Below are 21073 nucleotides of genomic sequence, written 5' to 3'. Positions count from 1 at the left end.
GAAATATTCTAGTGTCTAGCGGCACTAAAACCCTAACCAACCTCGAAGAGATTGCTCCAGTCGCTCAGCATCAGAATCCGCTAATTTGCCAATCGTCATTGCAATCAAGCTTTCATGTACTGTATACAAGCCTCGCTTGACTGCTGTAGCCACATTTAACCCTGCTGTTGACCATTCAGCGAGTACGAACTCACCCTCAAGTAAGGATGCAGTTTTGCTTGTCAATGGCACAATCATTATGTCTTGAGATACGTGCGGCGCACTCACAACAATTGCTGGTCTTACCTTAGAACTAGACAAGTCTGAAAAGGGATATCGAACCAAAATTATGTCATTTTTAGAGTAGCTGGGCATAGACATCATCCTCAGTATTATCCCAAACTGTATCTAATGATGTTTGACTGGCTTGAAGCCAAAACTCAGCTTCTTCATCAGGTAAGAGTGTTACTAATACTTTTGCCCCTTCGGGTAACTCTGATAACTCCAGCAGTTCAATTTTCCCTTGTCGAACAGTAGCCCAAAGCGTTTTTAGCATATCCACCTCATAAACTGTGCTTTATGCAATTTGCAGATTTCTGGTAGGTTGTCGCACTGAGCGACCAATTACAACCTAACACACATAGAGCGAGGAAGTATTTAAGCCTGATTTAGTATCAATTCAAGACGAGTTCTGGATGTTGCGGCTCAAATAACGGGCGTGTTACTTGGCGCAGCAGCACTGTTTCTAAACTGCCTTCTACTACGTCTGCTGCTTCTATTTCTAATTCTCCCCACAAGAATCGATCGCCTTTATTTGGCATTTTACCGAAAGTGTGGAGCGCGAATCCGGCGATTGTTTGGTAAGCTTGGTTGGTGGGCAGGTTTAACCCGAGTTTTTCGTTGACTGCTGTTACTTCCCAGATGCCGGAAATTAGTGCTGAATGAGCATCTTTTTGAACGAGAGTTGCTTCGGAAGCTGATAGCAGCGGTTCGGACTTTTTACTGGTAATCCAACCTGTCAGCAGCCGCACTGTACCGTTGAGAACTGCTAGCAGCGGCCACAGTATTTTTGAGCAGATTTCGAGGGCGGGCATCAGCAGCAAAGCGGTGCGTTCGGGAGCGTGGGTTGCTAATACTTTGGGGATGAGTTCTCCTAATACTATCTCGATGTAAGTTACGAAGATGAAAGCTACGGGAACTGCGATCGAATGTGCAGTCAGCATAGCAGGAAAATGACCGATCGGCAATTTGTCGATCCAGGGTTCGATCCAGTGTACAGTCGCACCCTCGCCCAACCAACCCAACAGCAGACTCCCTGCGGTTGTGCCTGTTTGAGTCACGGACAGGTAATGCGGTATGTTGTTCTGAGCTTGGTGGACGAGTTCGGCGGTTTTGGCGTTTGGGCGATCGCCCAACTGGGCGAGTTGGCGGATTTGATGGCGATCGGCCGATACTAATGCTAGTTCTGACGCCACAAAAAACGCGATTAAAAGTGTTAAGCCCAGCAACATTGCTAATCTCAGCAATGTTTCGGCGACTTCTATTTCCAGACAAGTAAGGTTGTTCAAAATAGATAAATAATATGATGATAGATGTTTTCGACTAACGCCTTTATTTTAGCTTAGCCATTCAGATAGATTGACCGCCTGACATATCGGATATCCGCACTACCCGTATTCGTAGGGTGCGCCGCGGCGCACCTTACCCGTACAAGTTGTGAACTCTTACTCTTATCTTCCCTTCTATTCTCTTCCTTAGCGCCCTTAGCGCCTAAGCGCTACGCGCAGGCTACGCCAACGCGGTTCGTTAAAAAAAAATCCAATTCACAAACCCGAAACTAACTGCTGTATCAACCCTCCGTTATCTCCCGCAGCGAGTTAATTTCCGTCAAAGTCTGCTCCGGATCGGACTTCAACCCGCCTTGAATGTAATTCAACTTCACTTCTTCCAACAAATCCGACAGCAGAGACTGCAATTCCCCGAGAGTTTTCTCATCTTGCAATTCCCGCCGCAAACTTTGATTGAATTCTTGGCTGAAATTATCGATAATTTTTCGCCCTTTATCGTCTTCGTAAGTAGTTGCTACCACATCAACCGCAGTTTGAGCCAGATAATTTGCTAGCTGTTCTGTCATTTCCTTAGGCAGAATATTAACCGGAGAGAAAGTTTGCAGGAGTTGATAAAAATCCGACTGTTTGATTGTTGTTTCCAGATTGTGGTGCAGCAATTCTTCCAAACCCGGTTGCACCTGCGGCAAAACTTTGTAAATTGTCAGATCCAAAATCCGGTTGGTAATTTGTTCGATCGTATTTTCCTGATTGACGTGAAGGTAGGGCTGCTGCGGTTCCAGCAGTACCCGCGCTGCGTCGCCCTGTTCGATCGAACTTTGAGCTTGATTGATAAACCGCACCATCATGTATTCCGACATCGTATCGGCTAAATAAGCCACCGGTTCGTAGGTAATTTGAGCAACTGCGCGATCGAGATTCACCAAACCCGACTTGTGGAGGCGCACCAATACCGGCAGAATCCGCCACCCCTGCCAAATCGGCACCAGCAGAAACACCTCGTACCAGCGCCTCAGCACAAAATTCGACCAAGGTATCCCCGGTTTGCGGCGGGTGTGGAACAGACTTTTAATCGCAAATTCCGCCCAGAAAAAACCGATAAACCACGCATCAATTCGCCAAAACCCGTCAGCGTTTTGCAAATATTCGGGATTTGGCAAACTCGAATTAATGCCTTTAATCGGGTCGTAAATTTTAACTAAACCCGGAAAATAGTTCTGATAAACAGGCCGCAACTGAAGGTAACTGAAATGAAAAAGCACCAGCAAGAAATTTACCACCGCTACTAATGCGCTCAGTTTTGCCCAAGAAATGGCTTTTTTGGACAATTGTACATCGGTGCTGTTAACAGTTGTGTTGGAATCTGACATAAAAGTAATTTTCTGAGTTTGCTAATCGATAAATCTATCTTGTGGCCGACGCTAAAAAACTCCTAACCTCTTATAATCCCTTGGTGAAGGATAAGTATAAGGAAACCAAAAGCCGTGAACTTAAAAACAGTCGTATCGCTGCTCAAAGAAACTTTTACTCAATGGCAAGAAGATAAAGCGCCAACCCTAGCCGCCGCCCTAGCCTATTACACAGTCTTCTCCCTCGCCCCGCTGTTAATTATCGTAATTGCGATCGCGGGTTTAGTCTTTGGTGAAGAAGCAGCCCAAGGTCAAATCGTCGCCCAACTCCAAAGTTTAATCGGCAAAGATGGCGCCCAAACCGTCCAAGAACTGATCCTCAAAGCTTCCGAACCCAAGTCGGGAATGATTGCTACTATAGTCGGCGTCGCTACACTTTTGTGGGGCGCTTCCAACGTGTTTACTAACCTTAAAGAAGCCCTCAATACTATTTGGAATGTTTCACCGCCTCCCGGACGCGGCATCTGGGGATTTTTGCAAGACCGCGTATTGTCTTTTGCGATGATTTTGGGCATAGGCTTTCTACTGCTAGTATCTTTAGTAATTAGCGCCGTTTTAGCAGCCGTCAGCTATTGGTTGAACAACTGGCTGCACTTGCCTGTCAACATTTGGCAGGTTGTGGACTTTGCTATCTCCTTTGGTGTAGTTACGCTGCTTTTTGCCTTAATTTACAAACTTTTGCCCGATGTCGATCTGGCCTGGAATGATGTGGCGATCGGCGCCGCCATCACCTCAGTGCTGTTTACGATCGGCAAATCTCTAATTGGAGCTTACCTCGGAGGTAGCGGTATTGCCTCTACCTACGGTGCTGCGGGATCGTTCGTGATTATCCTGCTTTGGATTAATTATTCCGCTCAAATTCTCTTCTTAGGTGCCGAGTTTACCCAAGTTTGGGCTAACAGATACGGCTCTCTAATGCAAGGTTCGCGAAAGAATGTCCTCAACAGCGAAAAGGGGGAATCCTCCGCACACAAACATCGGCACAATTCTTAACATTAGACAAACTGGAAATTTGAGGTTAAACTACAACCCCGGTTTGAGAGAAGAAGGAAGTTCGGCAACGGATTACGTAACGGATTTAACGGATGGATGTTGAGCTACGAGGGAAGGAGGCAGAGGAAAAAGGCGGAAGGCGGAAGGTGGAAGGCAGAAGGAAAGAAAAATTTTGAAGGCAATAATTTTGCTTTTTTTCATCGCCCTCTAACATTCTGTCTTCGGGACGATTTACTTCTGCTTTCTCGAAATCCCTACCTATTTATCGCCCCGGACAAAAATTATGCCTCCGACTGACGGGATCATCTCGAACAGCAAGCTGAAAGCAGGTTCGAGTTTGATCCCGGCTCAAATACGGAAAATTCCCTTCACCTTCGTTGGTTGCCATTTAGATTATCTAAAGTTTGATCTGCTGCAGGTCTCTATCAGCAGAAGGAAGTCGTCTTTCAATTTTGCCCCTGCAACTTATCCCGGAAGGATGATTGAACCCTCGCGAATTTTGACTTTAATAAAAATTAGCTTTAACCTTCCATTCCCCGCGCAGTAGGCAAAATCGCACTTTCAATCTGCTGCAAGTTATTTTTAAAATTTTGGTAAACAATCATGATTTCATTAACTAAAAAACGCATCGCTCTCATCTCCGTACACGGCGATCCCGCTGTGGAAATTGGTAAAGAAGAAGCGGGCGGGCAAAATGTTTACGTGCGTCAAGTAGGGGAAGCTCTGGCGCAACAGGGGTGGCAAGTTGATATGTTCACCCGCTCATCCGATCGCGAACAAGCAAGCATTGTACAGCACAGCCCCAATTGCCGCACAATTCGCCTAGTAGCAGGGCCGCAAGAATTTATTCCCCGCGACGAACTTTACGGATATTTGCCAATCTTTGTTCGCGAATTTCAGAAGTTTCAGTTAGAGTCAGGCTTTCAATATTCTTTAGTTCACACGAATTACTGGCTGTCTTCTTGGGTGGGAATGGAGTTAAAAAAATCCCAACCCCTGCAGCAAGTTCATACTTACCATTCTTTGGCAGCAGTTAAATACAAGTCGGTTTCGACAATTCCGATGATTGCCAAAACCAGGCTGCAAGTAGAAAAAACACTTTTGGAAACAGCCGATCGCGTGGTGGCTACCAGTCCCCAAGAAAAAGAGCACATGAGGTCTCTGGTGTCGTCAAAAGGCAATATTGATATCATTCCCTGCGGTACCGACATTCAGCAGTTTGGCTCGATCGGGCGATCGGCCGCCCGCCGCCAGTTGGGAATAGCCCCAGAAACCAAAGTCGTGCTGTACGTCGGCCGTTTTGACCCCCGCAAGGGCATCGAAACCTTAGTCCGCGCCGTCAGTCTGTCAGCGCTGCGGGGTAAAGCCGATTTAAAACTGATAATTGGCGGCGGCTGGCGCGAGGGGGAAAGCGACGGTAAAGAGCGCGATCGTATCGGCAGCATCGTTGAAGAATTAGGCATGACCGACATTACCAGTTTTCCCGGCGGCTTGAGCCGAGACATTCTCCCCGCCTACTACGCAGCCGCCGATGTCTGCGTCGTTCCCAGCCACTACGAACCCTTCGGTTTAGTCGCCATTGAAGCGATGGCCTGCGGCACGCCCGTAGTCGCCTCCGACGTGGGAGGGCTCAAATATACCGTAGTGCCGCGAGAAACAGGTTTGCTCGCGCCGCCGAAAAATGAAGCAGCCTTTGCTGGTGCGATCGATCGGCTGTTAGTTGACTCAGTATGGCGCCAGCAACTCGGACAAGCAGGCCGCAACCGCGTCGCAACCTATTTCAGTTGGGACGGTGTAGCCTCCCAACTAAGTCAACTTTACACTCAACTCCTCGAACAATCGGCCATTCAACTTGACCCCGTGAGCGCTTAGTAGTATCACTTAGTATGGTTGAAGCCAGTTTCCCGTCGATCCCTGTTCCTCTCATCCGTTCTAACTGGGAACCTTCAACTAGAAGTGATATCAGGAGGTACTCTTGTACGCACCAGAACATCTGGGAAGCCATCTGCAACCCATGGAAGACATCGAGCTAATTCGCCTGTGGGTGGATCGAACGACCCCCCGCAGCAAGCGCTTTAGCTGGCAGACGGCCAACAGTTTTCGGCTGTTTGTAAAAAAACCGCTGGCAGAAGTGACTCTGACAGATGTCCATACTTTCGCCGCAGCCATGAGGGCTCGCAAACTTCCACCCCGTTTCTACAAACAAACCTTGCTAGCGCTGAAATCGCTGTTCGCCTTCGGCCAGCAAAGGAGAATTTTGCCCGCAGCCCTTCCCCTGCAAGGATGGCCGGTGCGGCAGCGCAGCAAGCAGTCCAAACGCCTCCGTTTTAGGCTGTCGTGGAGTTTGTGCATCTGTTTGTGCTTTTTTTTGGGTAGAATGACCCCGAAACTCTGGGGGCAAACAGTCTCCGCAGAAATCTCGCCGCCTCCGAAACGCTTGACTGCCTCGGCAGAAAGCTCGCCGGCTGGGGGGGAACTGTTGCCGAAAGTTGCAACTCACGACTCACCAAACAAAGGAAAAGATAACGAGAATCAAGAGGATAACGAGGATAACATTGAGCGCGATCGAGTCAAAGCCTTTCTCGACACCATCGCCAGCGCCGAAGGCACCGCTAGCGCCGACGGCTACCGCACCCAGTACACCGGCACCACATTTGTCAGTTTCACCGACCATCCCAGGGAAATGAGATGCGGCCGCCGCTACGGCACAAAGCTGTGTTCCGACGCTGCGGGGCGGTATCAGTTTCTGAGCACAACTTGGGACAGATTCGCCAAAAAATTTAGCATCACTGATTTCAGCCCCGAAAATCAAGACTTTGTAGCTGTAGAGTTGATCCGAGAAAAAGGTGCCTTAGAAGATATAGAAGCGGGTCGATTGGAGTCAGCAGTGAGAAAACTCGCCTACATCTGGCCTTCTTTTCGGCGTTTTGGCGGTTCCGTGGAATCGTCGATGCCCAAACTCGAAGAAATGTATCGGCAAAATTTAGGGATTTACCGCCCTGGATTGGTTGTGAGCAATTAGTCGGTCGATTTTAGATTTTAGAATTGACTTGCAGCGCAGTGAATCTGGGAGCTTGAACAAAAGTCTCAAATTTGGGGAGCGTCTACTCAGAAGCATCGGGGGCTGGTACCCGTTTCTTGCGGCTCAATATTTCAAGGACGAGTTAGGAGTTGGGTTTAGGGATTTTGGATGAAATTTTGACATCCAAAATTTAGAATGGGGGATTTATGGGTGATGTCTATTCTTTGGTATGTTAAAAATTATGCTAATTTTCCATCTTCCATGTTAACGATGCGATCGGCAATATCCAAAATTCGGTTATCGTGGGTCACTAACAAAATAGTACAACCTTGTTCTTTGGCTAGTTGCTGCATCAAAACCACCACTTCGCGCCCGGATTTGCTGTCCAGGGCTGCTGTCGGTTCGTCTGCCAAAACAATTTGCGGGTGACTGACCAAAGCCCGGGCGATCGCAACTCTTTGTTTTTGTCCGCCAGACAAATCATCTGGATAATAATTAACCCGCTGTTCCAGCCCTACCAATTCTAGCATTTGTGCCGAGCGATCGCGCATTTGGGAACGCGACAAATTCCCGTGAACTTCCAAACCCATTTGCACGTTTTGCAGCGCCGTCAAACTGCGGTGCAAGTTGTGCGCTTGAAAAATATAGCCAATTTTGCGCCGTCCTTTCACCAATATATCGGAACTAGCCTTGCACATTTCTTGACCGAGAATTTTGAGACTGCCAGATTGAGTTGACCGCAGTCCGCCAATCAAAGTCAAAAGCGTGGTTTTTCCCGAACCGGAAGGCCCCGTCATCAGCACAATTTCCCCAGCATTAATTTCCAGGTTGATGTCAAAAAGTACCTGTTTTCGCAGTTGACCTTGACCGAAGTAGTGGTCGAGTTTGTGTGCGGCAATTACAGGTTCAGGAATCTGTAAATTGTTAGTTGTTTCGCAAACAGTAGCAGAATTCATGATTGATTATTTTGAAGTTTGAAATTTAAGGATGAACCGCAGAGGCGCAGAGAACGCAGAGGAGAAAGACGAGATTGATAATGCGCGCGAGGCCGTATTGTGGTCAACTCGATTAAAACATATCTGCCGGGTCTGCTGCTTGCAGTTTTCGAGTAGCAATAGCACCTGAAATACTGCACATAACCGCGTTCAAAATCAATATTGTAAATGCTCGAATGAGCGTCATGTACAGGGGTAAATTTGTAGCTTTACGAGTTAAGGCGTAAAGTCCAAAAGAGACTCCCAATCCTGGGAAAAAACCGATTATTGATAAAATTAGAGCTTCTTCAAAAACAATGCCGAGCAAATAAACATTGCGGTAGCCCATCGCTTTAAAAGTAGCGTATTCTGCCATATGGTCGCTGACATCGGTTGAGAGAACTTGGTAAACAATAATTACTCCTACTACAAAACCCATCGCTACGCCTAAATTAAACACAAAGCCGACGGCAGTATTCTTAGCCCAGTAATTTTTCTCAAAATCGATAAATTCTTGTTTAGTAAGTACCTTGACATCCTCCGGCAAGTATGCTTTTAAAACTTGTTGAACTTGCACGGGGTCAGCACCCGGTTGCAGTTGAATTAATCCGGCATTAACACTGGCGGCGTTTTGTCTGGGAAACAGGCGCAGGTAATTTTGATCGCTAGTCATCAAGATGCCGTCGGCGGCAAAAGATGCTCCCACTGTGAATAACCCGCTGACGGTAACGGTGCGCCGCTCGATCTCAGTTTTAACCGACTTTCCTCGATCGATTTCGGCGATCGTCCTTTGGTAATCTCCCCTCGCAGCGCGATCGAACAGCACAGTATCCGGCAATTTAATCGCGCTCAAATTTTGGTTGACTTCTGGAAGCGCAAACGCAGGGCGATCGGGATTGAAACCCACCACCATCAGCGACGTTTCCCGCCGAGTTTCGGGATTTTTCCAGTTGGCAATTTTCACGTAAAGCGGATCGGCTGATTTCACGCCCGGTACATTCATTGCTTGATACAATCTGCGCCGGGGGAAGGAAGATAAATTAATTAAATTTCGGGCTTGGGGGTGAATCAAAACTAAGTCTGTTTGCAATGTTGCGTGCAGGCGCGTATTGCTGGTGTAGAGAGCATTTTGGAAGCCCAACTGCATGAACATCAGAATGTCAGCAAAGGCAATTCCTGCTACTGCAACCGCCATTCGCCCTTTGTCGCGACTCAGTTGCAGCCATCCGAGGGGAGTTCTGCGTCTTAACTGTTGTAAGGGTTTGATGAGTCCAATCATAGGATTTTAGATTTTAGATTGTGGATTAAAGACAGCAACCTGATGTTTGAAAAGTTCTTAATCTTTAATTAAATCGTAATTAATTCATCTCTCTCTTCTCATCCTCTGTGTCCTCTGCGCTCTCTGTGGTTAAAAAGTTCTTAATCTTTAATTCCCGCCGATCGCAACTTTGACTTGCAAATTGGTCAATCCCGCGACTTTTTGGCTAGAAGCTGCATCTAAGCGCACTTTCACTTCCACAATTCGAGCATCAATATTGGCAGAAGGATCGGTGTTAACAATATTTTGCCGCTGCACCTGCAAACCGATGTATTCGACACTTCCCTGCAATTCCCCCTGGAAAGAATCGCTAGTAATTTTGGTTGGCTGTCCAATCCGTACTTTGTCCACATCGCTTTGGTAGATTTCAGCCACCGCCAGCATTTCGCGAGTTTGTCCCAGTTCGACAATGCCGTCGTTTCCCACTTTTTCGCCCGGATACGTGTGAATTTTCAGGACTTGAGCATCTCTGGGAGCGCGGATGTAAGCTAGAGCTAGATTGGCTTTGGCTTGTTTGGCCGCAGAAGCAGCGGAACTGACTTCGGCGGCGGCTGCTTCTATGTCAACGGGGCGCACTTCGGCGATGCGATCGAGATTTGCTTCGGCTTCGTCGATTTGCTGTTGTCGAGATTCCTGAATTTGGCTGAGTTTGGCTTGGGCTTCATTAATCTGCTGTTGGCGAGATTGCTGAATTTGATTCAGTTTGGCTTGGGCTTCGTTAATTTGTTGTTGGCGGGATTGGCGAATTTGGTTGAGTTTTGCCTTTCCTTCGTTGAGTTGCTGTTGGGCTGTTTCGGCGGCGAGGCTTTTGCTGTCGCTAGTTGAGGCAGAAATTGCTCCTTGTTCGTACAGTTGCGAGTACCGTCGCTGTTCGTTTCTAGCGTTGCGGAGTTCGGCTTCTATGCGAGCAATTGTGGCTTGTTGGGTTTGAATTTCCCCTTGCTGTTCGGCTTCTAGGCGCGCAATGGTGGCTTGTTGCGCTGTAATTTCGGTGCTGCGATCGACTTCTAAGCGAGCAACGATCGCCTGTTGGGCTGTGATTTCGTTGCTGCGATCGGCTTCTAAGCGGGCAATAGTGGCTTTCTGCGCTTGAATTTCGCCGTTTTTGGCTCCAGCTTTCACTTTCGCTAGATTTGCCTGGGCAACGCGCACTTGTTCTTGTGCTTGCTCAAAGGCTGCTTGCTGGCGATCGCGACTGTCGAGAATTGCGATCGTTTCACCTGTTTTCACTCTGTCTCCTTCTTTTACCAGGAGTCGATCGATCCTGTTTCCTTCCGCCGCCCCAGATCCCGAGACTTTAATCACTTCTCCCCTAGGTTCCAGTCGCCCCAAGGCTGTCACTGTTGTTAATTGCGATGCTGCGACGGCTGCTGCTGCGGTTGCTGCGTTGGCATCGGGAATGCGCGATCGCCAGATCGTGTAACCAGTAGTTCCCCCAGCCGCCAGAGTTGCTAACGCTGCTACAACTAGGACTTGTTTAACTAAGGGTGAATTTGAGGATAAGCTTTCTGCGGTTAATCGGTGTACCATGACACACCTCATGATTTGGGTAGGTAAAAACTAAACGGTTTAGTTTATAGTTAAATACTAAACGGTTCAGTATAATGATGTCAATACCCCAAGCAAAAATTACATAAACCAGCAATGGCCAGGACAAAACCGATCGAACCAGACGCAGCAGCAGGTGATAAAAGCGAGCAAATCCTGCAAGGTGCGATGCAAGAATTTTTAACCCACGGCTACGCGGGCACGAGTATGGACAAGGTAGCGAAGACGGGGGGAGTTTCCAAAGCCACGGTTTACAGCTACTTTCAAGATAAAGAGGGATTGTTCGCGGCCTTGGTTCAGTGGCTGGCGCGAAAAAAAGTCCATTTTACAATTCTGGATGAAGAACCCGCCGTGGCGCTGCGATTCATTGCCACAACTATATTGGATCAGGCGACGCACGAACCAGAATTTCTCAATTTCGTGAGGTTGGTGATTGCGGAGTCGGGGCGTTTTCCCCAGCTAGCGCAGACTTTTGTGAGAAACTTAGCTAAACCGGGTATCGATCGCCTGACTGAATATTTAACATTGCATCCAGAGTTAAAATTGCCCGATCCGGAGGCGACGGCGCGGATTTTTATTGGCTCTCTGGTATATTTCCAGTTAACGCAGGAGATGATGCACGGTAAAGATATTATGCCAATGGAGCGCGATCGAGCGATCGAGGCTCTGCTGCACTTGATTTTACCCCCGCAGTCCAATTCTTAAGGGCGATCGACAGAATCTAGGAATTTTATGTGAGAATTATCGCAGCCATAAAGAGCGATCGCCCTTGATGGCTGCGATCGCAAATTTTACTCAGATGCTTCACCTAACCGTTCCCTCAATTCATCAGCCGATAACTGCGGAAATTGTTCTACAAACAATGTCAATTCTGCCACAGGCAGCGCCAATAAATTAGTCACGGCTGTCGGCAGAAAATCGCCCAATTCGGGCGATCGCACTTGCAACATACTTTCCACCAACAATTTAACCGCAGATTCCCGCCCTGCATCATCCACTGTCAACATCGACAATGCCAGCAACAGCACAGTAAATTCCGCCGCCGGCAACTTGGATATTGGAGATAGAACAACTATCATTTTTGGAGTTAATTCACCAAATCTAACTCGCAGAAAGTTCTCTAATATTAAGCGCTTTTGTTCTTGTCTGCCTCGTTCTAATCCCTCTTCTAGCCCCCGTTCTAATCCCTGTTCGAGTCCTCTTTCTAAGCCTTGTTCTAGTCCTCGTTCTATTCCCTGTTGCTCTGCTGCTTCTAATTGTTGTTGAAAAAGGGGTGCGATCGCCATAATTAACTCCCGCTCTTCTGGCTCTAATTCCTGTTGGGTATCAGTTACTAAATTTGACTGTAGCCGATACAGCAATTCTAGCGCAATAATCCGCAACGGATCGTCCGTTGCTAAAGCAGTCAATTGGGCAATGGCCCGCTGCTGCACTCCCCCCTTGCCTAAAATCCTCAACCACAGGGTTTCGGGAGTTTCCGGCAACTGGTGAATCGCCACAATGGCGGTGCGCAAAGATGCCCCCAAAAAATAGATTCCCGGCACCCAATTCTCCGTATCCGGTATCGCATTAAAACTATCTACCACAGCTTTGGATGCCGTGGGCATCAGAATCCACAGCCTCGGCAATCGATCGTCATCATAGCGAGTATTTTCTCGTCTAAATTTTCCCTCCTATTCGCCGCGCACGTCCAACAACTTGCCCAGACAGGTACAAATTTCGTTGATGCTTGCCGGATTGCGAAAAGGTTCAAAAATTGCCGTCGTGCTTGCCATTTTTCCCAACAACCCCAAGGTTTCCGAGTATTCGGCAATTGCAGCACCGGGAGTGAAATAAACATCAATTTCTCGGACTTCGGAAGTCACATCTTTACCAGAAAGAATTGGTTTAAAGCCCCAGCCCCGAGATCCCTTGAGAAATTAAAATCCGACTATTCATTACTCCAATCCTCTTCCTGCCCGGTAGAGGTCGCCCTCTTGCTGTCCCAGGTCAACTGTCCCAGGTCAACTGTCAACTGAACGATATCGACTGTTCCGATCGGCGAAAGCAATTCCTCCAGGTATTCTTTGGCAAATAAATCGTGAATGAATCGCGTCATCTAAATTATTTCAAACACTAAATAATTTTTTCAACCGTTGCCTCACCCATTCTACAGGATTTTCATCGTCTTCCGCTGCATCTACCAATTCCATTTCTCGCAATAGCTGCTGTCTCTCGCTTAACTCTTCTTTGTGTTTGACTATTTCTTGAATAATCTGCTCGGATAAATCCGGTCGTTCAGTTAAAACTTTCTGGAAACCTTCCTTATTGATCGCAAACAAAATTGTTTCTTCCAAAGCTCTCACCGAAGCAGTTCTGGGGATTCCCAGCATCAAAGAAAGTTCCCCCAAAAACTGACCCGTACCGAGGTTGTTCAGGTGTTTGTCAATAGCTTCGACAAAAACTTCAACCGAACCTGAAAGTATCAGGTAAAAAGCATCTCCGGGGTCGTTTTCGCGAAATAAAAATTCGTGCGGCCGCAGCCGTTGGCGGTATCCAACTTCTATCATTTGTCGCAATTCTAGATCCGTCAGATTTTCAAAGTATTCTACCTCTCGCAGCAAACCGCTAAGTGACGATCGCTTTTTTATTTCCTCTGCTAAAATCGGCCTTTTATGGCTTTTTTTAGAGAACATTTTACTCGTGTCAGTTGCATTTTCATTTTTGTTGAATAGCGACAACAAAACTTCAGGATTTTTCAAATAAATTTCTCGGTCATTAAACGGAAATTCGATTCCCTGCTGGCGGAAATTGTACTCGATCGCAAAATTCAAAGAACTTTTAATTACTTCTCTTTCAGTCGGCCTGTCCGTCCAAACTAAAAGTTCAAATTTAAAACTATCATCGCCAAACTCAACAAAGAATACTTTCGGATGCGGTTCGTACAAAACCCCTGCTTCCGCGTAAGCAATATTTAACAGAGTTTCTGTCACTAACAGCGGGTCGCTATTCTCGGCTACTTCTATGGAGAGTCGCAGACAGAGTAGCGGGTTTTCGTAACTCCAGTTAACAATTTTGTTGCTAATCATGGTACTGTTGGGAACTATGACGCTGGAGTCGTCGTTGGTGGTGATAATGGTCGAGCGAATCGAGATTTTTTTAACAATTCCCATCAATCCTTCTAATTCCACAAAGTCTCCGACTTTCACAGGCCTGTCTAAAAGCAGCGTTAAGCCGCTGACAAAATTAGTTGTTAAATCCTGTATTCCGAAGCCAATTCCGACTCCCAATCCCCCCGCAACTACTGCCAAAGAAGCCAGGTTGAAGCCGATGCTTTGGATGGCGGCGATCGCTCCCAAAGCTACTATCAAATAGCGCAAGATTACGGCGATTGCTTCCCGGTTTCCCTCGTCAATTCCCAATCGAACCAGCAAGCGTTCCTTCAGAAACTCTGTAAAAGCTCGCGAGATAACGAGGACAGCCATGAACAATACAATCAGTTCCCCAAGTGACCGCAGCGATACAGGATTATCCCCGATTTTAAATAAGGTAGATGTAAAGACTTGGGAGATATCTGTCAGTAATTGTTGGGGAATTGTATTTACAGTCATTTTGTGGTAAATTAAGTAAATATATGGCAAGACGGTTCAGATAAGACAGTCGGGAATTCAAGACGCTGTGAAAATTAGATACTGCGATTGCTTCGTTCCTCTCTTCGGACAACCGCTAACTGAACTTTATTGAAATATATGGCTGTATTAACTGCCTTAATATTTCTCGGCGAAGTAGGATAAGAAAAAACTGAAGTCCTAACTACGAACTTGTTTAATTTCTCGCCGATAGCGGGCACGACAGGGTGTTCCCGTGCAAACAAAGCTAGCTGGCATATTTTTAAAGACGCTGCTGCGAGCTCCAATTAAAGCATTGGCGCCGATTTCGACACCGGGGCCAATGAAGCAGTCGGCGGCAATCCAAACGCCATGATTAATGATAACAGGTGCTGTTATTAAGCTAAAGGCTGGGTCTTGGGGGTCGTGAGTGCCGGTGCAGAGGTAACTTTTTTGAGAAATGACGCAGTGTTTGCCGATCGCAATTCGATCGAGACTGTACAAAACCACATCATCTCCGATCCAACTGCAATCGCCGATTTCAATTTTCCAGGGATAGGTAAAACGAGCTGTAGGGCGAATAATTACCCCAAAACCTATTTTTGCTCCAAATAACCGCAGCAGCCCGCTTCTGATGCCGTTAAAAGGGTGTGGAGTGAGGGGAAATACGATCGCCTGCACCAACCACCAAAGCAAAATTAGCCAACCGGGCCTTCCCCGATCGACATTCGATCGATCGTACCTCCGCAAATCAACCAAAGATTCCCCTGTTAAAATATTTGGTTGGTTGTCGCTAATTGGATGATAACTGATTTCAGGATTTGGGGAATTTGCGATCGGCTTTTGCGGTTCCGGGTCGGGAGTTGGCGTATAATAAGTCATCTAATGTTCAATTAAAAATCGAGTTTAACTTTAAGGACTGCTCAATGATATTTCCAGTTAGGGACAATTTTAACTCTGAAAACACCAAGGATCTCGCAGGCTGCGACGCCAATCCCAGAATTGCCAAAGTGCGACTTTTACAAACAGCATTGGTACTCCTTAGCAGCTTTTTCGTAGCAGAGTTAATCGCCGCAACGAGCTCTCACAGTTTGTCCCTATTAGCAGATGCCGGTCACGTTTTGTCAGATGTAGCAGCTTTAACAATAACTTTAGCCGCCACTTGGTACTCGTCACTCAAAAGCAGAAGGAAACCCGTAGATTGTGCGATCGAATTGAGTTCGGGAACTATTCTTAAGAACAGGCAAGATGCCTGTTCCACAAACAGTGAGTTTTCTGGTGGGGCGGGCATCGGCACTATTGTTAATAACAGGCAAGATGCCTGTGAAGCGAAGAGTGAGTTTTCTTGTGGAGTGGGCATAGAGCCCGCTCGTGGAGAAATCATTGCCGCTTTAGTTAATAGTATCAGTTTAGTGGCGATCGCCCTCTGGATTGCTGCTGAGTCGATCGCCCGCTTGCAGTCCCCAACTCCCGAAGTAGAAGGGCTCCCGATGTTAATTACCGCCATAGTCGGTTTAAGCATCAACTCGATTAATGCTTGTTGCTTGCATTCCTGCTGTCACGGCGACTTGAACCTCAAAAGCGCGTTTTTGCACGCAGTCGCCGACATTTTTTCGTCTGTTGGAGTAATTTTAGCTGCGATCGCCGTAGCGTGGCTGCACTGGAATTGGGCTGACGGCTTAATTAGCTTGCTAGTCTCGGCATCAATAATTTTATTAACCCTACCGCTGCTAATAGAAAGCATCCAATTGCTGCTAGGAAAAGTATCAGCAATATCCGCAACTCAACAAGGTTGCGATTGCCAAAAAATCAGCGCCGAAAAATTGCTTTTTCCATCCCTCGAAGAACTCATCAAATAACATCTCTTCATCTGCGTATATCTGCGTATATCCGCGTATATCCCCTGAGATCTGCGGTTAAAATACCTAAGTAATTAACAAGGGCGATGTCTAGATTGTAAAGATATCGTAAACCTTATTATCTACTCATCACAAAGACAAAGATCCGACTTTTCCGACTTTACGATCCGACTTTTACGACTTTACAGAGGCAGGGGCCCGAAGCAATGATTAGAGATAGGGAAAGCCAACCCACGATGTCTAGATTGTAAAGATATCGTAAACCGGGATGTTGTGTTGCGAAATGTTAAATAAAGATCTGCTATAAAAGATATGTCTTTAGTATGATACATTAAACTTGCATCTAAGTTATATGCATTCATTCCCACGCGAAGCCAGTGAGATCCCACTTTATATCGGGACTACCGCGCTCAGGCTCTACTTTGCTGGCAGCATTATTGCGACAAAATCCCCGCTTTCACGCAGCTATGACTAGCCCAGTCGGGGGCGCAAGTGGAGAGAATGTTGGAAGCTATGAGCGAAGACAACGAGTGTTCAGTTTTCATTTCCCCGGAACAAAAACGGGCGCTGATTATGAGTATATTTTCTGCCTATTATCACCCGCAAGCTCAAAAAGAAGCGATCTTCGACACCCATCGCCTGTGGTGCAGCAAATTGCCATTAATTCTAGAACTATTTCCCGAAGCAAAACTGATTTGCTGTGTCAGAAACATCGCTTGGATTATGGACAGCATAGAGCTGCTAATTCGGCGCAACGCCTTTGATGTTTCCAGGTTATTTAATAATAATCCAGCGGAACGGGCTACAGTCTACAGTCGCACCGAGGCATTAAGTCAAGGGGCGCGTTTAGTTGGTTATGCTTATAACGCTCTTAAAGAAGCATTCTACAGAGAACAGACGGTCTCTCTTCTACTGCTACAGTCCTAATTATTAACCATAATGCCTGCTAAAAAGATGTCGCTAATTTCTCAATTTATTGGCGAAGCACCTTTCGAACGTGATTTCGATAATCTTCAATATCAAGAGCCATAATTCGATCGAAAGCTCAAAACAAAAGGGTTAAATCAAGTGCGTGCCCGAGTCGAGTTTAAACCGATAAAAACGATTTTACCCCCGGATTTGTTTGAGCGATTTAAGGGCTTATCATTTTAAATAAGCTGTGTAGGTTGGGTTGAGGGACGAAACCCAACGCCCTGGGAATGTTGGGCGAAGCGAAGCGGAGGGTTCATGCTGCAACCCAAGCTACGGAAGTCAATGTTATTTAATTCTCATTCCTTACTTGGATATGACTAATCAGCTCTTCAGTCCTCATAGCGAGGACTGTCTTCTTTGAGGCGGGGGTTTCAACCCCTGCTGCCGGACTTAAATGTAAACCATAAATCTCAAGGATTGCAACAACTATGAACTTATCAACCGCCAACCAGCAAATCATTTTCGTAGACCCTTCTGTACAGAACTATCAAAGTCTGATCCAAGGTGTCGATGCTAACGATCGAATAGTCATTTTAGATGACAAGCGCAGCGGCATCGAGCAAATTACAAAAGCATTGGCGAGTGAAAGTAACATTGAAGCCGTGCATATTCTTTCTCACGGAAGCGAAGGTAGTTTAAAACTCGGTTCTGACCTGCTGAATGGGAATGACATAGAAAGTTTCAACACTCAGCTCAAACAGTGGGGAAATGCCCTAACTGAGAACGGAGATATCTTACTTTATGGCTGCGATGCAGCAGCAGGAGACACCGGCAAGAATTTTGTCAAGCGATTGAGTGAAATAACAGGCGCAGATATTGCAGCTTCTGACAACTTGACGGGTTCTGCTGCTAAAGGCGGCGACTGGAACTTAGAAACAACAACGGGCAAGATAGAAGCCGCCGTGCCGTTTAATCAGGAGGCGATGAAAGCTTATGACGGTGTGTTGCTCAATTATAATGTCACGGTGGCAACCGATGATGGGACGGGGGGGACAGCTAACACCCTAAGCTGGGCTATTTTGCAGGCGAATAATTCGGTGGGGGTAGATGACACTATTACCCTCGCCACAAATGTCAGGCTGACGGGAACTCCGAATCAGCTAATTAACAGCAATATCGCCTTTATTGGAGGCGGTTTCACCGTCAGTGGGGATGTCAATAACAACGGTACCAATGACGCTGGTGATGTTCGACCTTTCTTTGTGCTGTCTGGAACCGTCAGTTTTTCCTCCTTGAGCATAGCCGGAGGACGAGCTCAAGGAGGAAATGGCAGCACTGCTACCAGCGGTGGCGGCGGCGGCGCGGCTGGCATGGGTGGCGCGTTATTTATCTATAACGGTAATGTGACAATTAATAATGTCACTTTTTCGAGCAACCAAGCGATCGGCGGGAATAGCGCTAATAATGGTAGATTTTTAGGCGGCGGTGGCGGTCTTGGCGGTAACAGCGGAGGTGGCGCTGGCGCCAGTGGCGGCAACGGCGGCGGAGGTTTTGGCGGCAACGGCGGCAATAACTCTGGTGCCAACAACGGTGGAGCTGGCGGCTCTGGCGGGGCTTTCGGCGGGAGCGGCGGTGCCGGTGGCGCTGGTGGAGCAAATGGCGGTAATGGCACTGGTGGCGGTGGCGGTGGTGGCGGCTTTAACTTTACCAACGGAGGCAACGGTGCCTTCGGTGGCGGTGGCGGTGCTGCTGGCGACCAAGCCTTTTTGAATGGTGGCTGGGGTGGCTTTGGTGGCGGTGGCGGTGCTGCTGCTGGTCAAGGTGGCAGAGGTGGCTTTGGCGGTGGCGGCGGTGTGAGTGTTAACATTAACCAACCAGGCGCCGGCGGCTTTGGCGGTGGCACAGGAGGCGGTACTACAGGCTACTCCCCCATTCTTCCTGGTGGTGGCGGTGCCGGATTGGGTGGCGCGATTTTTGTCAGGGAAGGCACTTTAACACTACAGAACACTACCTTCAACAACAACACAGCTACAGGCAGCACTGGAGCAAATAACGGTCAAGCTTTGGGAGGCGCGATTTTTGTATTAGATGCAGCAGCCCAAGCCGCACAAACTGCTCAAGGCAACACTCAGGGAATGCCAGCGGTTGTTCCCACCGTCAGTGCCTTTGGTTTCCTCCGCACCAGCGGTAATACTGCTGCTCAGAACGCAAACACTAGAACAAATAATAACGATATCTACGGGACAATTGCTAACACCGCCCCTGTCCTTGCCGATACCGTTGTCACTCTCAATCCCGTCTTGGAAGACTCCTTAGCACCCACGGGCGCTGTTGGCACACTCATTTCCTCGATTGCTGCTATAGGTACGGGGCAAAACAACATCACCGATCCCGACACTGGCGCACTGGTCGGCATCGCCATCACTGCCGCCGACACAACTAACGGCAGTTGGTTCTACAGCATCAACGGCGGCACAAACTGGAACGCCTTGGGCGCCGTATCCAATACCAACGCTCGCCTACTTGTCGCTGATGCCAACACCCGCATTTATTTTCAACCAGCCGCTAACTACTCCAGCACCCTTACCAACGGCATCACCTTCCGAGCTTGGGATCAAATAGTGGGTACGAATGGCAGCACAACCAACATCGGCATCAACATCGCTGTCAGCACTGCCACCGATACCGCAGACATCACCGTTACCCCAGTCAACGACCAACCCAGCTTCAGTGCTACCAACCCCGTCGCAGTCAATGAAGACGCTGGGGCACAAACGGTAACAGGTTGGGCCACCTTCAACCCCGGCCCAGCGAACGAATCCGCCCAAACTGCCACCTACACCGTCAGCAATATCAGCAACGCAGGCTTATTTGCCACAGCACCAGCAATAGACGCAAATGGCAAGCTCACCTACACTCCCGCCGCCGATGCCTTCGGCACATCCACCTTTGATGTGAGAGTCCAAGATAGCGGCGGTACTGCTAACACCGGTGTTGATACTTCCGCAGTACAAAACTTTACTATTACCGTTAACCCAGTCAACGACAAACCCAGTTTCACTAACTTAGGCAACCAAACCCTAACAGCTTGGACAAATACAGCTCAAACCGTCAACAATTGGGTAAATAGCGTTACTTTCGGCCCCACCAACGAAGCAAGTCAAGCTGTTAAGAACTACACCATTAACATTACCAGCGGCAACACCTTATTTACCACTCCACCAACAGTTGCAAACAACGGCACGCTTACCTACACTCCCAACGGCACTCCCGGTACAGCCACCATTGAAGTACAACTCCAAGATGACGGCGGCACAACCAATAGCGGTGTTGACCTTTCCGACAAAGCTACGTTTAATATTACCATTCCCGCACCGAAAGTTAACCTCAGTGCCAGCACCAATACAGCCAGCGAAGCCGGTACAACCGCCATTACCTTTACCGCCACTGCCGAAGGTAATGTCGTCGGCCCTCAAACAATCGATTTAGCATTAACTGGTACTGCGAGCAGCGCTGATTTTACAGGTGCTATTCCCGCTCAAATAACCATCCCAAATGGTAGCAACACTGGGCAATTCACCCTCACAGTTAACGATGACAATCTTGTCGAAGGTACGGAAACAGCTACCTTAACGATTAGCACCCCATCAGCAGGGATACTATTAGGAACCACTACCAATCAAAGTGTGACGATCGCAGACAACGACACTGCTGGAATCACAATCGCACCCACCACAGGATTAACCACCACTGAAGCCGGGGGAAAAGCCACCTTTACCGTCAAACTAGACAGTCAGCCAACAGCGAATGTTGCCATCGGATTAACCAGCAACAACACTACCGAAGGTACAGTAGACAAAGCAAGTGTCACCTTCACACCAGCTAACTGGAATCTGCCACAAAC

Annotated in this window: 19 protein-coding genes; 7 read left to right on the top strand and 12 right to left on the bottom strand. The window is 47.7% G+C overall.

Annotation, left to right across the window (positions count from 1 at the left end):
* Window positions 1-24 precede the first annotated feature (24 nt).
* The 4 genes from QUB63_RS09930 to QUB63_RS09915 form a co-directional block, all read right to left on the bottom strand.
* Complete coding sequence (locus tag QUB63_RS09930; protein WP_332944821.1) at window positions 25-354, bottom strand: type II toxin-antitoxin system PemK/MazF family toxin; 330 nt, start codon at window positions 352-354, stop codon at window positions 25-27.
* The gene (locus QUB63_RS09925) at window positions 338-535 is read right to left on the bottom strand and encodes a hypothetical protein (RefSeq protein WP_293178791.1); all 198 of its coding nucleotides are present in this window, start codon (window positions 533-535) and stop codon (window positions 338-340) included. The genes QUB63_RS09930 and QUB63_RS09925 overlap by 17 nt, the downstream gene beginning before the upstream one ends.
* A gap of 118 nt (window positions 536-653) precedes the next feature.
* Window positions 654-1547 carry a CNNM domain-containing protein gene (locus QUB63_RS09920; protein WP_332944818.1) on the bottom strand — a complete coding sequence of 298 codons (894 nt, stop codon included), beginning with the start codon at window positions 1545-1547 and terminating at the stop codon, window positions 654-656.
* A gap of 281 nt (window positions 1548-1828) precedes the next feature.
* A complete protein-coding gene (locus tag QUB63_RS09915; protein WP_332944817.1) occupies window positions 1829-2917 on the bottom strand; it encodes a hypothetical protein in 1089 nt (362 codons plus the stop codon).
* Window positions 2918-3031: 114 nt separating this feature from the next.
* Here QUB63_RS09915 and QUB63_RS09910 point away from each other — a divergent pair, with 114 nt between their 5' ends.
* The 3 genes from QUB63_RS09910 (at window position 3032) to QUB63_RS09900 (ending at window position 6971) form a co-directional block, all read left to right on the top strand.
* A complete protein-coding gene (locus tag QUB63_RS09910; protein WP_332944815.1) occupies window positions 3032-3949 on the top strand; it encodes a YihY/virulence factor BrkB family protein in 918 nt (305 codons plus the stop codon).
* A gap of 603 nt (window positions 3950-4552) precedes the next feature.
* Complete coding sequence (locus QUB63_RS09905; RefSeq protein WP_332944814.1) at window positions 4553-5821, top strand: glycosyltransferase family 4 protein; 1269 nt, start codon at window positions 4553-4555, stop codon at window positions 5819-5821.
* A 103-nt stretch (window positions 5822-5924) separates the two neighbouring features.
* A complete protein-coding gene (locus QUB63_RS09900) occupies window positions 5925-6971 on the top strand; it encodes a glycoside hydrolase family 24 protein (protein ID WP_332944813.1) in 1047 nt (348 codons plus the stop codon).
* 239 nt (window positions 6972-7210) lie between these two features.
* Here the strand turns inward: QUB63_RS09900 and QUB63_RS09895 are convergent, their stop codons facing one another.
* The 3 genes from QUB63_RS09895 to QUB63_RS09885 all read right to left on the bottom strand — a co-directional run bounded on the left by QUB63_RS09895 (window position 7211) and on the right by QUB63_RS09885 (window position 10793).
* Window positions 7211-7927, bottom strand: a complete 717-nt coding sequence (locus QUB63_RS09895; protein WP_332944811.1) for a DevA family ABC transporter ATP-binding protein — start codon at window positions 7925-7927, stop codon at window positions 7211-7213.
* 112 nt (window positions 7928-8039) lie between these two features.
* On the bottom strand, window positions 8040-9224 hold the full coding sequence (gene devC / locus QUB63_RS09890; RefSeq protein WP_332944810.1) for an ABC transporter permease DevC: 1185 nt from the start codon (window positions 9222-9224) through the stop codon (window positions 8040-8042).
* Window positions 9225-9371: 147 nt separating this feature from the next.
* On the bottom strand, window positions 9372-10793 hold the full coding sequence (locus QUB63_RS09885) for an HlyD family efflux transporter periplasmic adaptor subunit (RefSeq protein ID WP_332944809.1): 1422 nt from the start codon (window positions 10791-10793) through the stop codon (window positions 9372-9374).
* 114 nt (window positions 10794-10907) lie between these two features.
* Between QUB63_RS09885 and QUB63_RS09880 the strand changes: the two genes are divergently transcribed.
* A complete protein-coding gene (locus tag QUB63_RS09880) occupies window positions 10908-11516 on the top strand; it encodes a TetR/AcrR family transcriptional regulator (protein WP_332944807.1) in 609 nt (202 codons plus the stop codon).
* A gap of 86 nt (window positions 11517-11602) precedes the next feature.
* On the opposite strand, the gene QUB63_RS09875 is transcribed toward QUB63_RS09880, so the two are convergent.
* From QUB63_RS09875 to hpsU, 5 genes are all read right to left on the bottom strand, one after another.
* Window positions 11603-12418 carry a flagellar assembly protein H gene (locus tag QUB63_RS09875; protein WP_332944806.1) on the bottom strand — a complete coding sequence of 272 codons (816 nt, stop codon included), beginning with the start codon at window positions 12416-12418 and terminating at the stop codon, window positions 11603-11605.
* Window positions 12419-12484: 66 nt separating this feature from the next.
* Complete coding sequence (locus QUB63_RS09870) at window positions 12485-12676, bottom strand: hypothetical protein (RefSeq protein ID WP_332944805.1); 192 nt, start codon at window positions 12674-12676, stop codon at window positions 12485-12487.
* Window positions 12677-12741: 65 nt separating this feature from the next.
* The gene (locus QUB63_RS09865) at window positions 12742-12909 is read right to left on the bottom strand and encodes a hypothetical protein (protein WP_332944803.1); all 168 of its coding nucleotides are present in this window, start codon (window positions 12907-12909) and stop codon (window positions 12742-12744) included.
* 10 nt (window positions 12910-12919) lie between these two features.
* Entirely contained in the window at window positions 12920-14401 is a 1482-nt protein-coding gene (locus QUB63_RS09860) for a mechanosensitive ion channel domain-containing protein (protein WP_332944802.1), read from the bottom strand.
* A gap of 198 nt (window positions 14402-14599) precedes the next feature.
* Complete coding sequence (gene hpsU, locus QUB63_RS09855) at window positions 14600-15280, bottom strand: hormogonium polysaccharide biosynthesis acetyltransferase HpsU (protein WP_332944800.1); 681 nt, start codon at window positions 15278-15280, stop codon at window positions 14600-14602.
* A gap of 44 nt (window positions 15281-15324) precedes the next feature.
* Between hpsU and QUB63_RS09850 the strand changes: the two genes are divergently transcribed.
* The 3 genes from QUB63_RS09850 to QUB63_RS09840 form a co-directional block, all read left to right on the top strand.
* Window positions 15325-16257 carry a cation diffusion facilitator family transporter gene (locus tag QUB63_RS09850; RefSeq protein WP_332944799.1) on the top strand — a complete coding sequence of 311 codons (933 nt, stop codon included), beginning with the start codon at window positions 15325-15327 and terminating at the stop codon, window positions 16255-16257.
* Window positions 16258-16758: 501 nt separating this feature from the next.
* A complete protein-coding gene (locus tag QUB63_RS09845) occupies window positions 16759-17184 on the top strand; it encodes a hypothetical protein (protein ID WP_332944797.1) in 426 nt (141 codons plus the stop codon).
* Between the two features lie 473 nt (window positions 17185-17657).
* A partial coding sequence (locus QUB63_RS09840) for a DUF4347 domain-containing protein (RefSeq protein WP_332944795.1) occupies window positions 17658-21073 on the top strand: 3416 nt, incomplete at its 3' end.

It is taken from the genome of Microcoleus sp. ARI1-B5, from assembly GCF_036705795.1.
In the GTDB taxonomy this organism is placed as follows: Bacteria; Cyanobacteriota; Cyanobacteriia; order Cyanobacteriales; family Microcoleaceae; genus Microcoleus.
The sequence above is the reverse complement of the archived record's forward strand: the minus strand, read 5'-3'. Positions and strand labels throughout refer to the sequence as shown.